The organism is Tissierella praeacuta DSM 18095 (assembly GCF_900128955.1).
In the GTDB taxonomy this organism is placed as follows: Bacteria; Bacillota; Clostridia; order Tissierellales; family Tissierellaceae; genus Tissierella; species Tissierella praeacuta.
The window spans coordinates 88,822-104,354 of sequence record NZ_FQTY01000004.1 but is presented as its reverse complement, the minus strand read 5'-3'; the positions used below and the strand labels follow the sequence as shown (position 1 = coordinate 104,354).

The window sequence follows — 15,533 nt, the reverse complement described above, 5'->3', positions numbered from 1 at the left end:
ATATTATTATTTTAATATGTTGAATTAAACATCCTAGTATGTTAAAATTTTATTGATGCAAATTTATTATAAAAGTATAAAGTAACAAAAATACAAACTAAATAATTATATTATAAGGGGGAAATACAATTGTATAAAATTGTGGAAAAAGAAATTCTTGCTCCAAATATTTTCTCAATGGATATTTTGGCACCAAGAGTGGCGAGTTCTGCTAATCCAGGACAATTTGTTATTGTAATTGCTGATGAAACGGGTGAAAGAGTACCTCTAACAATCTGTGACTATGATAAAGAAAAAGGAACAGTACAGATCGTTGTTCAATCTATGGGGAGTTCCACTAAAAAACTTGCTGTATTAGAAAAAGGTGATTATGTAAAGGATTTTGTTGGACCCTTGGGAGTACCATCAGAGTATGTAAATGAAGATATAGAAGATTTAAAGAAAAAGAGAATATTATTTGTAGCTGGTGGAGTTGGTACAGCACCTGTATATCCTCAAGTAAAATGGTTACATGAACGTGGTGTAGAAGCTGATGTTATCATGGGAGCAAAAACTAAAGATCTAGTTATTCTAGAGGATAAATTAAGATCTGTTGCTGGAAATCTATATGTTGCAACTGATGATGGTTCCTATGGATTCCATGGTTTAGTTACTAATTACATAGAAGAATTAGTAAATAATCAAGGTAAGGAATACGATGTATGTATTGCCATTGGACCTATGATAATGATGAAATTTGTTGCATTAACAACTAAGAAATTAAATATTCCTACTATAGTATCACTTAACCCTATAATGGTAGATGGTACAGGTATGTGTGGTGCTTGTAGAGTTACAGTAGGAAATGAAACTAAGTTTGCATGTGTTCATGGACCAGAATTTGATGGACATCTTGTTGATTTCGATGAAGCTTTGAAAAGACAAGGACAATATAAGACTGAAGAAATAAAAAAAGATGAAGCTTATAAATGTCAATTAGAGGAGGGCAGAAAATAATGGATAGATTTACAAGAATTCCTGTTGCAGAACAAGACCCACAAGTAAGAAATCATAATTTTGAAGAAGTATGTTTAGGATATACTGAAGAAGAAGCTGTAATGGAAGCAAAGAGATGTTTACAATGTAAAAAGCCTTTATGTAGAGGCAATTGTCCAGTTTCTATAGATATACCAGGATTTATTAAGCATATTGCAGAAGGAAATTTTGCAGAAGCTGCTCAAGTTTTAGCAGAATACTCAGCTCTTCCAGCAGTTTGTGGTAGAGTTTGTCCACAGGAAACCCAATGTGAGCAAAAATGTGTCTTAGGAAATAAGGGAGATGCAGTTTCAATAGGTAAACTAGAGAGATTTGCAGCTGATTGGGCTAGGGAAAATAATATTGAGGTTGGTAAGGCTAAACCAAGTAATGGTCATAGAGTAGCAGTTATAGGTTCAGGTCCCGCAGGAGTAACTTGTGCAGGAGAATTAGCTAAAGAAGGATATGATGTAACTATTTTTGAAGCTCTTCATGAACCAGGTGGAGTATTAGTATATGGAATTCCAGAATTTAGACTTCCAAAGGAAACTGTAGTTAAACATGAGATAAATAACTTAAAAAGATTAGGCGTTAAAATTGAAACTAACGTTATAGTTGGTAGAACTATTACTATAGATGAAATCTTTGAAGAAGGTTTTGAAGCAGTATTTATAGGCTCAGGTGCTGGACTTCCTAAATTTATGAATATTCCTGGTGAAAATCTTAATGGAGTATTCTCAGCTAATGAATTTTTAACTAGAAATAACTTAATGAAAGCATTTAGAGAAGAATTTGATACACCAATTAAAGTTGGTAAGAAGGTAGCTGTAGTTGGTGGAGGAAACGTTGCTATGGATGCTGCTAGAACAGCTAAGAGACTAGGAGCAGAAGTATATGTAGTATATAGAAGAACTGAGGCTGAACTGCCAGCAAGAGTTGAAGAAGTTCATCATGCTAAAGAAGAAGGAATTATATTTGAACTTCTTACAAATCCAATAGAAGTAATTGGAGATGAAAATGGTTGGGTAAAGGGTATTAAATGTGTAAGAATGGAATTAGGAGAACCCGATGCATCAGGTAGAAGAAGACCTAGAGAGATTGCAGGCTCAGAATTTGAATTTGAAGTAGATACTGTTATTATGTCATTAGGTACATCACCAAACCCACTAATTTCTTCAACTACAGATGGTCTACAAGTAAATAACCATTTATGTATAGTAGCTGATGAAAAAGGTCAAACTTCAAGAGAAGGAGTATTTGCTGGTGGAGATGCTGTAACAGGAGCAGCTACTGTAATTTTAGCTATGGGTGCTGGTAAGGATGCAGCTAAAGCTATAGATGAATATATAAAATCAAAGAATTAATAATACTATAAGTAAAAAATAAACTCTATTACGTAGAGTTTATTTTTTTTAGTGTTTATGTTATAATATTTAGAGTATCGAATTAATTTAGAGAAAGTAAAGGTGATTTGTTGATGGAGCTAAATCTTAACAAAAAACATCTAAAGGATGATATAGTAAAGATAGCTGGTCCTGTGTTTATAGAATTACTCATGGGTACTCTTTTTGGTATGGTAGATATGATGATGTTAGGTAGGTCAGGTGATGATGCTACTACTGCTGCATCAATTGCTGCTGTTGGTGTTACTAATCAGTTAGTGTTTATAGGCTTATCCTTAGTACAATCTTTAAATACTGGTGGTACGACTATGGTAGCTCGTTATATTGGAGCAAAACGTGAGGATAGAATAGAATCTGTTGTAAAGCATGTTATGCTATTAACCCAAGTTCTTTTAGTAATTCCAATATTATTTGTTGGATTAGGTATAACAGATAATGCAATGACATTTCTTGGTGCAGGACAGGATACTCTTTCAATAGGCAGAGGATACTTTAGGGTAATTACCCTTGGATTTGTATTTCAAGCTTTTAATTTCTCTATTTTTGCGGCACTAAGAGGTGCTGGGGATACTAAGACACCTATGAAAATCAATACAAAGGTAAATTTACTTAATGTAGTTGGTAATGCAATTTTAATTTATGGGTTATTCGGTTTCCCAAAACTTGGGGTATTAGGTGCAGGAATATCTACGTCTTTATCTCATATAGTGGCAAGTATTATGTTAGTTAAGGTAATACTAAATGAAAAGAATATAGTTCATATAAATTTAAAACATAGATTTAAATTTGATAACGATATTATATATAATTTAGTTAAAATAGGTTTGCCAGCATCCTTGGAGCAAATTGCTATGAGAGTAGGGTTATTAGCATTTACCAAAATAGTAGCTTGGCTAGGTACAGTAGCATATGCAACCCATCAGATTTGTATTAACATACTTAATTTATCATTTACACCTGGGCAGGCATTTGGTATAGCCGCATCTACATTAACAGGAAGGAGTCTGGGGGAACAGGAACCAGAAAAAGCAGAATCCTATATAAAAATATGTGGTAGAATAGGTGCTGTAATAGCAGCTACCATGGGGATTTTATTTTTCTTTTTTGGTACATTTATAGCAGGACTTTATACCAACAATCAAGAGGTAGTTATAGAAGCAGGGAAGGTATTAAAACTAATGGCAGTTATCCAGCCATTTCAATGTTCACAGTTGATTATTGCAGGAGGTTTACGAGGGGCAGGAGATACAGTATGGACTTTAGTATCTACTTTTATTGGTATTTTAGTTATTAGAGTAGCTCTAGCTTATATATTTGTATTAAATATGGGAATGGGACTTATGGGAGCTTGGTTAGCTGTACTTATAGACCAATCCATTAGATGGGCACTTATTTTAATTAGACTAAGAACTAATAAGTGGAAATATATTACAATAAGATAAGAGCCTTGGATATGAATATCCAAGGCTCTTGTCTTATTTAATGTTGAAGTTTTTTTCTTAATATTTCTCCTGTTGGAGTAGTAGCAACTCCTCCCAAGGCAGTTTCTCTCAAGGATTCTGGTAACAGTTTTCCTACTTTATACATAGCCTCTACTACTTCATCAAAGGGAACTAAAGATTCAACTCCAGCTAATGCTAAATCTGCTGAAATAAGAGCATTTACAACACCAGATGCATTACGAAGTGCACAAGGATATTCTACTAGACCACCTATAGGATCGCATACAAGACCCATTATATTAACTAGTGCAAAGGATGCGGCATTAAAAGAAGCTTCTGGAGTTCCACCAGCCATTTCTACAATTGCAGCAGCAGCCATGGCTGCTGCTGTTCCACATTCGGCTTGACAACCACCTTCAGCACCAGAAACAGTTGCATTTTTAGCTACTATTTCACCAATACCTGCCGCTGTAAAAAGACCCATAATAATTTGTTCGTCTGTCAACTTTAACTTTTCTTGGGCAGACAATAATGCCGATGGTAAGATACCAGAAGCACCAGCTGTAGGGGCTGCTACTATTCTGCCCATAGAGGCATTTATTTCTGATGTTGATAAGGCTTTAGCCATAGCAGATACTATTATACCGCCAGTTAATGTATTTCCAGAGTTTTTATAGTCTTCAACTTTTTTAGAATCTCCACCTGTTAAGCCGCTAACAGATTTAATTTCCTTATTTAAGGCAGAATTAGCAGAGCTTTTCATTACTGTTAAAGTATCTTTCATTCTATTCATTAGTTCATCATGGGAAATATCAGTGCTTTTCATTTCTTTTTCAATTACTATTTCAGATATTTTCTTGCTATTTTCATTACATAATCTTAGGAGTTCGTCAGCTTTATTAAACACAAAATCACCTCTTAATTGGATTTATCCCTTTAATGTATATTACTTCATTTAGTTTTTCAATTTCTGCTACTACTTTTTCATTAATATCTGAATCTGTTTCTACAACCATAGTTGCAATATCATTTTCCCTCGTTACTTTCATTGTAGCAATATTAATTTCATTGATTGAAAGAATTGAGCTAATGCGAGATATAGCACCTTTTTGGTCTATATATTTAATAAGCATAGTGGGATAATCTCCACTAAATTCAACTTTATTTCCATTTATATCAGTAATTAATATATTTCCTCCTCCAATAGATGAGCCTATGATATAAATATCCTCTTGATTTTCAAACTTAAAAACTATTTTTACTGTATTTGGGTGTTGATAACCTAAATCCGCCTCTATAAATTCAAATTCTATATTTTTAGATTTTGCTATTTCGAAAGAATCTCTAAGTTTTTCGTCAGAGGGATCCATTCCAAGAATACCTGCTACCAATGCTTTATCAGTACCATGACCTTCAAAGGTTTTACCAAAGGAACCATGTAAATAGAAAACTACTTTATGAAATTCAGTACCAACAATATCCTTGGCAATTTTACCTAATCTGGCAGCACCAGCAGTATGTGAGCTTGATGGACCAATCATAACTGGACCTAGTATATCAAACACTCCATAATCTTTCATTGCATTACCCCCTAATTTTATAGTCTATTAATTTTATCATTTTATACCCAATTTGGCAATGAATTTAACCACCTAAAGTAATATCTTGACCATTATACCAATCTAATGCACTATAAAAATGCTCTGGTTTAAAATCTGGCCAAAATTCATCGATTATATAAAAATCAGAATATACGGATTGTAAGGGTAAAAAGCCACTCAATCTTCTACGTCCACCCCATCTTATAATTAAGTCAACCCTAGATATATCTTTGGATTTAATATTACTTAATAAATCAATCTTTCCATTATTTTCAGAGAGATAATTTTTCAAATCCCATTGCCAACCATAATTTACTAAGAAATTAACTTTAATTCCACCAGTTCCAAACCTTTGTCTCTTAATTGTAAAAGGTAAAAGAGCTTTTGGAAACATATCGGATTCTGTATTGCCTAGAACCAAGAGGTCAGCATTTTCTTTAGATAATATATTTACTGCATCAATACAGGCCTTTGTAAATGCCAGCCTTTGAAATCTAGGTCTTTTAGTATTATCTACTGTAAAACCATAATAGGTAATTTCCTTTATTCCAATTTTTTCACAAAGCTTAAATAATTCTACTCCAGGACTTAATCCTTTATCATATCCTTTTTCCTTACTCATTCCTTGTTCTACAGCCCATCGTCTATTTCCATCGGGAATTATACCTATATGATTTGGAATTCTCATATTATTACCTCCTAAATTTTGTTAAATTTAGTATTCCATATAAATATAAAAGAATTCATAAAAAACTTGGAATGATTTATTTACTTAATTTGGATAAATCTTAAATTTGGAAAAATGATTAATTGTTTGACAACTCCTATATAAATAAATATCATATAATTAATATACTAAGGCGAGGTGGAGAATTTGGTTACAAAGGTATATGAAGATATATATATGATAGAAGTAGTATTACCTAATAACCCTTTAAAGGCATTAAATTCTTATGTAATAAAAGGAGAGGAAAAGTCTCTAATAATAGACACTGGGTTTAATAGAGAAGAATGTATTGATGCACTTTTCAAGGGGTTAGAAGAAATTAATATAGATATAGAAGATACGGAATTATTTATAACCCATTTACATGCGGATCACTCGGGAATGGCTTCCATATTTAAAGATGCAGGGGTAAAAATTTATGCTGGAGAAATAGACGGAAGGTTAATTAATGAAATGACATCAATGTCCTATTGGGAAAGATTTGAGGAGTTTAAAGTTTTATTTGATTTAGATAAAGATAAAGTAACTTTTTCTGAGCATCCAGGATATAAATATTGTCTAAAGAAACCTATAGAATTTTATCCTATGAAAGAAGGGAAAGGAATACAAGTAGGAAACTATTTTTTTGAAGTAATAGATATTCCAGGGCATACTCCTGGACATATTGGATTATACGAGAGAAATCATAGGTTGTTTTTCTGCGGAGATCATATATTGGATAGAATTACTCCAAATATTGCCTTTTGGGGATTTGATGAGAATATTTTGGCTATATATTTTAATAGTTTAGCTAAGGTCTATTCCTATGATATAGACTATTTATTTTCAGCCCATAGGAATATAATTAGGGATCATACTAGACGGATTAATGAATTAATGGCTCATCATAAGGAAAGGCTTGGTGAAATACTTGATATTCTAAAGAAAGGAGAATCAACTGTTAGAGATATAGCTTCAAAGATGCATTGGAGCATAAGGGCTAAGGATTGGGATGAGTTTCCTATTCCACAGAAATGGTTTGCAGCAGGAGAGGCAATGTCACATTTAGAGCATTTATATTATACAGGTAAGCTGAGTAAAGAATTGAGAGATGGAAAATTGTTTTATAAATTAAAATAATTTTATTTGGGTATAAATAATAGGAAAAAGATTATAGAGGAGATGATTATATGCTTAATTTCAACTATAATATTCCTACAAAGGTTTTCTTTGGGGAAGGAAAGATAGAAGTCTTAGGTAAACAGATAAAGAAACATGGTTCTAGGGTACTTTTAGCCTATGGGGGAGGAAGTATAAAAAAAACTGGTATATATGATGAGGTAGTTAAGATTTTAAGAGAAAATAATATTCCGTATTATGAACTTTCTGGGATTGAACCAAATCCAAGAGTTGAGTCAGTGGAAGAAGGTGTAAAAATATGTAGAGATAATGATATTGACTTTATTTTAGCAGTAGGTGGTGGAAGTACCATAGATTGTTCTAAGGCCATAGCTGCAGCTTATTATTATAAGGGAAATCCATGGGACTTAGTTATTGGTAAAGCTAAGATTGAGAAGGTTTTGCCTATAGGTACTATACTTACACTTTCAGCCACTGGTTCGGAAATGGATGCAGGTGCTGTAATAACTAATATGGAAACTAATCAAAAATATGGTTTTGGACATCCAGGATTTTTCCCTAAATTTTCAATTTTAGATCCAAGATATACCTATACTGTATCGAAATATCAAACAGCATCTGGAGTAGCAGATATTATGAGTCATACTTTTGAAGAATATTTTAGTAATGAAAAAGGAGCATATTTACAGGATAGATTAGCTGAGGCAATATTAAAAACTTGTATTAAATATGGTGGAATTGCTATAGATGAGCCACAAAACTATGAAGCAAGAGCAAATCTTATGTGGGCTTCATCGTTGGCAATCAATGGATTATTGGGATATGGGAAAGACTCCCTATGGTCAGTCCATCCATTAGAGCATGAATTATCTGCATATTATGATATTACTCATGGTGTTGGATTAGCCATATTGACACCTCATTGGATGGAGTATGTACTAGATGAAGATAATCTTTGGAAATTTGTTGAATATGGCATAAACGTATGGAATATAGATTCTAATTTTGATGATATGAAAATAGCTAAATTAGCTATTGAAAAAACCAGTCAGTTTTTCAAATCATTAGGTATTCCAATGAGTCTTAAAGAAGTTGGTATAGATGAAGGCAAACTTGAGATAATGGCTAAGGATGTAATAGAATATAAAGAAGGACCTGTTGGCAATTTCAAACCATTAGATTATAAAGATGTATTAAGTATCTATAAAAAAGCACTATAAATATAGTGAATGGGGAAAATTGAAAAAAGATAACTTTAATACCTTGCTTATATTAGTTACTATCCACTATTCGCTATAAAAAGGGGAGTAAGATAGATGATTTTGAACATAGATTTAAACCCTACTTTGGAAAGAAATTATTTGTTGGATAAGATTTATTTAGAAAAATATAATAAAGCTAAGTCTTTTGATTATAGTCCTGGAGGTAAAGCCTTTACTACTTCAATTTTATTAGATATTTTCAACGAAAAATCTTTTGTTACTGGATTTCTTGGGGGTATAAATGGAGAGCATTTTCATAGGAAATTAGCAGAAATGAAGATGGCTCATGAATTTATACCTATAAAAGAAGAGACTAGAACAGTTATTAAATTGCAAGATGAAGAAGCTTATACTATTATATCAGAAGAAGGTCCAAGAATTACTCGGGAAGAAGTGGTAAGTTTCTATGAGTTATATGCTAAGCTAATTGAAAATAGTAGTATTGTTTGTGGTTTAAGTTCTTTTCTTCCTCAAGGCGTACCAAAGGAAATTTTTTTTGATTTAATTACATTAGCTAATAAAAAAGGAAAAAAGTTTATATTAGATGTGGGAGCAGATGAACTTTTTCATGGAATAGATGCTGCTCCTTATATGGTATCACTTAATCAAAGAGAGCTTGAAGGCTTTATGAAAATAAGCTTAGATTTTGAGAATGAAATAATTAAAGCAGGCAGATATATTCTAGATAGAGGTGTGGAATTTGTAGTTATAGATTTACAGAACAGAGGATGTTTAGTCCTTGGACAAGAAAAGGGCTATAGAGTAGAGATTCCTTATTTAGGTAATAAGTTCAGGGGCTATAGTTACATATCAGCTGGATTTGCTTTAGGAATTAATAGAAATTATGATATTGAAATGACTATAAGATTAGGTCAAGCATTTAGTATTGTATCTAATTTAGAGCATGATATAATGAAAGTTGAAGTAAGTGATATAAAGAAATTTATGAGTCAGATAGAGATTTATCCCATTAATTATTAGATGAAGGAGTGATATAATGGAAAAATATACATTAAATAAAGATAATACAGTGTTATTTATTATAGACATTCAAGAAAAACTAGCTTCCGTAATGAAACATAAGGAGCAAATAATTGATAGTACAAAGATATTAGTTGCTGCTGCTAAAGAAATGGATTTACCTATAATAGTTACGGAGCAATATCCTAAAGGAATAGGTCCTACGGTAGTTGATATAAAAGAAACTATAGGTGATGTAAAAATATTTGAAAAAAATAGCTTTACTGCATATATAGATGAAGTTAAAGAAGCATTGGAAACAACTGGCAGAAAAAAAGTAATTATAACAGGTATGGAAACTCATATATGTGTTTTTCAAACTGCTAGAGATTTAATAGATAATGGTTATGAAGTATTTATTGCAAGAGATGCTGTATGTTCAAGGACTAAGGAAAACTTTTTAAATGGATTGGAATTAGTCAAAGATGTTGGAGCAGTTATATCTAATACGGAATCCATTGTATTTGATCTTTTAAAGATGTCAGGAACTCCAGAGTTTAAGGTGTTGTCAAAATTAATTAAATAGTAATAAAGAATACTCCTCTCCCAAAGCCATATATATTTATTATGAGGAATAGAAAAGCTACTTTTAATATTTTAGAAGCTTTTCTTATAATGCTTTGGGAGAGGATTTTTTGTGAAAATAAATATTGAAGGAATTAGATTGTTAGAAGAAATATTAGAAGATAATTGTATTGATTATAATAAATTAATTTTGTTTGTAAAATCAGAGGGAACAAAGGGTCTTATAGAACATGAAAGAAGTTTTAATAGATATATTAATAAATCAATGATAGTAGAAGAGTTAATAAAGTTAAAAAAATATAATGGATATAAGGATAAATATGATTTTTATATATTAAAAGAAAATATACCTATGCTCAAGAAAGAAATATTATATATAAAAGAAAATGAGCATAAGATTATAAATGAAGCATTAGATAAAGTATATAAATTTATACCAAAGGATATAAAGGTTCAACCCAATATTTATATTTATGCAGGTGGAATAGATGGAGGGTTTACAGTATATAGAAAGAATATATTTATTAATTATATAAAATACATAAACAAACCACAGGAGTTTGTTAAGATAATAAGTCATGAGCTATTTCATTGCAGAACTATTCCCCTAACAAATAGGCTTAAAAGCTTATTTGTTCTTAGTTTTAACAATAGATATGTTTATGAAATATTAGGAAAGATACTTGAGGAGGGAATAGCATGTCTTATACAGCATGGCAATATTTTGGAAGAAGATGATCCCGTGGGAACCCTCACAAAGGAAAAAATAAAGAAAATAGATAAAAAAATTAGAGATTTAAATTGTTTCCTATTAGGGATAAAGCAAGGTAATATAAATTATTCTAGAACAGAAGTATTAGATATTTATACTATAGGATACTATATAGCTAGTTCACTATATGATTTTTATGGTAAGGGTGCATTATTGCCTTGGATAGATAGTTATGATTATAAAAAACCAATAAAGTCATATATTGAAGTTGCAAAGACAGTTAAAACGAACTCGGGATTTACTAGGGAAATTGAAAAATGGTTATTAAAACTATAAAAATCATCACTAACTTCTTTATACTGCATATTTTATACTAATGAATAAAAAGGAGTGAGAGTTATGATTGAAAACATTTTTCCTATTGAGATTAAAACTTTAAAACTAGATATGAATAGATTAGAAATATATTATCCTCAGATATATGGATTAGAAAATATATATGTAGAGGATAGAATGAATAATTCAATATTAGAAGCCATGTATAATCAAATAGCTCAGCAAGGATATTATGAGAATCCAGAAACATATATAAATGGCACATGGGAACTTAAAAACAATGATAAAGGCATACTTTCATTAACTTTAATAAATTATGCATTTTCTGGTGGAGCTCATGGTTTAACAATAGTTAAAGGATTGACCTTTGACATAAAGAATGGAAGACAATATGAATTAAAAGACCTTTTTAAACCAGAATCTAATTATATTAAGGTTTTATCAGAAGAAGTTGAAGAACAAATTGAAGATAGAAATATTCAAACTTTGGAAGAGTTTAAATCTATAAAACCTAATCAAGATTTTTATATAGCTGATTTATCTTTAACTATATTTTTTCAAGAATATGAAATAGCACCTTATTCATATGGAATCCTATATTTCCCCATTTCCATATATGAAATACAGGATATTATAGATGAAAATGGTCCTTTGGGAATAATGATATCCTAAATATTACGCCAGCTTTTAAGCTGGCTTTTCTTTTTGATTAGTATTTATTTATAATTATATGATATAATTTTAATACCATAATTTAGAGGTGAGGTATTTTGATTAAGTTTATTCATACGGGAGATTTGCATCTTGGTTTAAGGTTTAAAAATGTTTCTTTTGGACAAGAAAAAGCAATAGAGAGAAGAAGGGAACTATGGTCTACTTTCGAAAGAATAGTAAACTATGCTAAGGATAATGAAGTAGATTTTCTATTAATTGCAGGGGATTTATTTGAAGAATCTTATTTTACCATAAGTGATATTACTAGAGTTAGGGATACTTTTAGGACTATTGAAGATATCAATATCATTATATCTGCTGGGAATCATGATTTTAAAGGTAAAAACTCCTTATATAATAGAGTAGAATGGACTAAAAATGTAACTATTTTTAATAACCAAGAAATTCAGAGAAAAGAATTTGAAAACTTAAATACGGTGATATACGGCTATAGTTGGGATTCAGTGGAAATTCGTGAAAATAAATTATTTAGTACTTTAGGTAAAGTAGATGATACAAAAAATAATATACTGGTGATTCATGGTGATATATTTAATAATTCAAATTATCTGCCATTAAATATTCAGGAACTAAAAAATCTAAATATGGATTATATAGCATTGGGGCATATTCACAAACCACAGATTATATTTGATAATATAGCCTATTGTGGTTGTCCAGAGCCTTTGGATTTTGGTGAACTTGGAGAAAGATGTATAATAGAAGGATCAATAGATAATAAAAAATTAGGCTTTGAGTTTATCCCATTTAGTAAAAGAAAATTTCTTGAAGTAGAAATAAAGATTAATCAATACATGGGTTATCCTGATATAATTAATAATATAAGAAATATTAGTGTAGGAAATAGGGAAATAGATTTTTTTAGGATAAATCTTAGTGGATTTATTCAAAGAAATATTAAAATTGAAGATTTAAATGGAGATTTAAAGGATAATTTCTATCATATAGAGTTAATAGACAATACTATTTTGGACTATGACTTGGAGCAAATAGAAAGGGAAAACAAAGATAATATAATTGGTAGATTTATAATTTCTATGAAAGAAAAGGGTTTGGACAATCCCATAGTAAAAAATGCATTATATTATGGATTAGAATTACTCTTAGAGGAGAGGGAGTAGATATGCTTCTTAAAGAGCTAAATTTAATTGGATTTGGAAAATTTAAAAACAAAAGTATTATTTTGGAAGAGGGTATAAATCTAATCTATGGGGAGAATGAGGCAGGGAAATCTACTTTACATAGTTTTATTGACGGTATGTTTTATGGTTTTCTAAGACCAAATGTAAAATCTACTTTATACTTAGAAGAATATGAAAAATATAAGCCATGGGATAAAAGTAAGTATGCTGGAATTATACGAATTGAACATAATGGAAAAGTATATAGAATTGAAAGAAATTTTACTAAAGGAGAAGAAAGTACAAAAGTCTTAGATGAAACTACGGGAGTTGACATTACAAAAGATATAGATGTTGGTGTAGGGAGGATATTACAGCCAGGTATACATTTTTTTGGATTTAATACTAGGGTTTTTTCAAATACAATATCAATAAAACAATTGGGAAGTAAGATAGATGATAAATTGGCTAATGAGGTAACTGAAAAATTAATCAATGTAACCACCTCTTTTGATGACGATATATCTGTAGACAATGTAGTATCTGAACTAAAAACAAGAATGATGGAAATTGGAACTGATAGAGCAACTACGAAGCCTTATGCTAAAGCAATTAAGGATATAGAAAAACTGCAAGAAGAAAAAAGAAAAATACTCAGAGAAAAAGATGATTATAATATATATTTAAATGAAAAAGCAAGGTTAAGTAATGCTCTTAATATGGAGATGGAAATTCTAAATTCTTTAAAAGAAGAACTATTAGTAGTTCAAATGTTGGAAAAGGTAAGAACATTGGAAGAATCTAAGATATTATCAGATGAGATTGCAAATTTAAAAATGAAGATAGAAAAGTTATTACCCTATGCTAATATGTCCTTAGTACAATATGAAGAATGTATCAATTTAAATAATTCAATTGATTTTATAGATAGAGGTATAGCTGAATATAAACTAGAACTGGAAAGCATACAAAATAAGTTAAATGATATAGGTAATATAGAATATAATGATTACCATAAGGAAAAATTGGAAGAAGTAGGTATAGATTATATTAATTATGAGGAGATGGAAGAGGAAAAAAATAAAATCATATATAATAAGGAAGATAATAAAATAGAGTTTTTAAAGAGAGATTATAAGGATTTTGATAATAAATTATTTAAATATAAAATAATAAATCCAGCTATGATTATATTATCCATAGTTATATTGATAATAGGGATAACCTTAGAAAAATATATACTATTTAGTTCATTAATATTACCTATTGGTTTGTTAGTTTGTTTTTTTATTAAAACTAAAGAAATTAAATTAGGAATGGACAATATAAAAACTCAAATAGATACTATATATATTAGAGAAAAGGAAAGACAGATTAGAATAGAGGAAATAGAAAAATCTAAAAAGACTATTCTAGAGAAATATAATATTGTAAACAAATTAGAATTTAAAAGATTATTAGATTCATTACAAATTGAGTTTTATGGAAAAAATAAGCAGACAGAATTATATGATGAACTGGATAATAGACAAAATTCTATAAAGGATAAAATTTTTGAAAGTGAATTTAATAAAAAAGAAAGATTAGATAAAATTAAAGAAATATTTGATGAAAACAATGTTAAGGATATAAATGAATTTAGTCAAGGCTTGGACAAACGGACTTTATTGGAAAATAATATTAAAGAATTAGAAGGGAAACAGGCAGTGCTTCAAAAGGTACTGGGACAGAATACAATAGAAGAATTAATTGTTGAAGTTGATAAATTTAATTTAGATATTTATAATTCTGATAGAAATATGGATAAAAATCAGATAATGTATAAAATAGATAAATCAAATGAAAATATAGTGGATTTAAAAATTGCATTAAAAGGTGTAGAAGAAAACTTAAATATTTTAGGAATGAAAATAGAAAAACTTGTTGAAATAGAAGAAGAACTTGATAGGAAGATGAAATATAAAGAATTTTTAGAGAATAAATATTCTTCCCTGGAGCTTGCAGCTAAAACTATTGAGGAGCTTTCAAAGGATATTCATAGTCAGTTTGCTCCAACTATAAATGAAAAAGTTAGCAAAGTAGTTCAAAAGATTACAGGAGGAAAATATAATAATATCAAGATTAGTGAATCTTTAAATATAAGTGTTGAGAATCCCATTACCAAGGAAATAATAAAGCTTAATAGTTTAAGTGGTGGAACAATTGAACAATTATACTTTTCTCTTAGATTTGGTATAATTAATTCTATGGTAAGTGATAAATTACCCTTAATATTAGATGATTGTTTTACACAGTATGATGATATGAGACTTGAAAACATTATAAATTTTTTAGTTGACATTTGTAAGGGAAGACAGATTATTTTATTTACATGTCATAATCGTGAGAGAAAGATATTGGATAATTTAGGAGTGAACTTTAACTTAATTAACTTAAGTTAAAGTATTACATTAACTAACTATATGTTGAAAACACTAGGTTTTAACTTAATGTTCATCAACAAGATTAACTGAGGT

General features: G+C 29.9%; 12 protein-coding genes and 1 pseudogene. 10 read left to right on the top strand and 3 right to left on the bottom strand.

Features of this window, described 5'->3' with window-relative positions; translation table 11 throughout:
• Window positions 1–177: 177 nt before the first annotated feature.
• Window positions 178–2,378: pseudogene (locus BUB33_RS16980) on the top strand (bifunctional dihydroorotate dehydrogenase B NAD binding subunit/NADPH-dependent glutamate synthase).
• Window positions 2,379–2,491: 113 nt separating this feature from the next.
• Window positions 2,492–3,859, top strand: a complete 1,368-nt coding sequence (locus BUB33_RS06450; protein WP_072974514.1) for an MATE family efflux transporter — start codon at window positions 2,492–2,494, stop codon at window positions 3,857–3,859.
• Window positions 3,860–3,896: 37 nt separating this feature from the next.
• Here the strand turns inward: BUB33_RS06450 and sdaAA are convergent, their stop codons facing one another.
• From sdaAA to BUB33_RS06435, 3 genes are all read right to left on the bottom strand, one after another.
• Complete coding sequence (sdaAA, locus tag BUB33_RS06445; RefSeq protein ID WP_072974511.1) at window positions 3,897–4,766, bottom strand: L-serine ammonia-lyase, iron-sulfur-dependent, subunit alpha; 870 nt, start codon at window positions 4,764–4,766, stop codon at window positions 3,897–3,899.
• A 4-nt stretch (window positions 4,767–4,770) separates the two neighbouring features.
• Complete coding sequence (sdaAB, locus tag BUB33_RS06440; RefSeq protein ID WP_072974508.1) at window positions 4,771–5,439, bottom strand: L-serine ammonia-lyase, iron-sulfur-dependent subunit beta; 669 nt, start codon at window positions 5,437–5,439, stop codon at window positions 4,771–4,773.
• A 64-nt stretch (window positions 5,440–5,503) separates the two neighbouring features.
• Window positions 5,504–6,148 carry an undecaprenyl diphosphate synthase family protein gene (locus BUB33_RS06435; protein WP_072974506.1) on the bottom strand — a complete coding sequence of 215 codons (645 nt, stop codon included), beginning with the start codon at window positions 6,146–6,148 and terminating at the stop codon, window positions 5,504–5,506.
• A 177-nt stretch (window positions 6,149–6,325) separates the two neighbouring features.
• Between BUB33_RS06435 and BUB33_RS06430 the strand changes: the two genes are divergently transcribed.
• The 8 genes from BUB33_RS06430 (at window position 6,326) to BUB33_RS06395 (ending at window position 15,458) form a co-directional block, all read left to right on the top strand.
• Window positions 6,326–7,306 (top strand): MBL fold metallo-hydrolase, encoded by a 981-nt coding sequence (locus BUB33_RS06430; protein WP_234950000.1) that lies wholly within the window; start codon window positions 6,326–6,328, stop codon window positions 7,304–7,306.
• Window positions 7,307–7,356: 50 nt separating this feature from the next.
• Window positions 7,357–8,526: an iron-containing alcohol dehydrogenase gene (locus tag BUB33_RS06425; RefSeq protein WP_072974504.1), complete on the top strand. Its 1,170-nt coding sequence runs from the start codon at window positions 7,357–7,359 to the stop codon at window positions 8,524–8,526.
• A gap of 96 nt (window positions 8,527–8,622) precedes the next feature.
• On the top strand, window positions 8,623–9,549 hold the full coding sequence (locus BUB33_RS06420; RefSeq protein ID WP_072974502.1) for a 1-phosphofructokinase family hexose kinase: 927 nt from the start codon (window positions 8,623–8,625) through the stop codon (window positions 9,547–9,549).
• A gap of 16 nt (window positions 9,550–9,565) precedes the next feature.
• Window positions 9,566–10,114 (top strand): hydrolase, encoded by a 549-nt coding sequence (locus BUB33_RS06415; protein ID WP_072974500.1) that lies wholly within the window; start codon window positions 9,566–9,568, stop codon window positions 10,112–10,114.
• Between the two features lie 111 nt (window positions 10,115–10,225).
• Window positions 10,226–11,161, top strand: a complete 936-nt coding sequence (locus BUB33_RS06410) for a DUF5700 domain-containing putative Zn-dependent protease (RefSeq protein WP_072974498.1) — start codon at window positions 10,226–10,228, stop codon at window positions 11,159–11,161.
• A 63-nt stretch (window positions 11,162–11,224) separates the two neighbouring features.
• A complete protein-coding gene (locus BUB33_RS06405) occupies window positions 11,225–11,833 on the top strand; it encodes a DUF3298 and DUF4163 domain-containing protein (protein WP_072974495.1) in 609 nt (202 codons plus the stop codon).
• A 98-nt stretch (window positions 11,834–11,931) separates the two neighbouring features.
• Window positions 11,932–13,017, top strand: a complete 1,086-nt coding sequence (locus BUB33_RS06400) for a metallophosphoesterase family protein (protein ID WP_084725220.1) — start codon at window positions 11,932–11,934, stop codon at window positions 13,015–13,017.
• 2 nt (window positions 13,018–13,019) lie between these two features.
• On the top strand, window positions 13,020–15,458 hold the full coding sequence (locus BUB33_RS06395) for an ATP-binding protein (RefSeq protein ID WP_072974490.1): 2,439 nt from the start codon (window positions 13,020–13,022) through the stop codon (window positions 15,456–15,458).
• Window positions 15,459–15,533 lie beyond the last annotated feature (75 nt).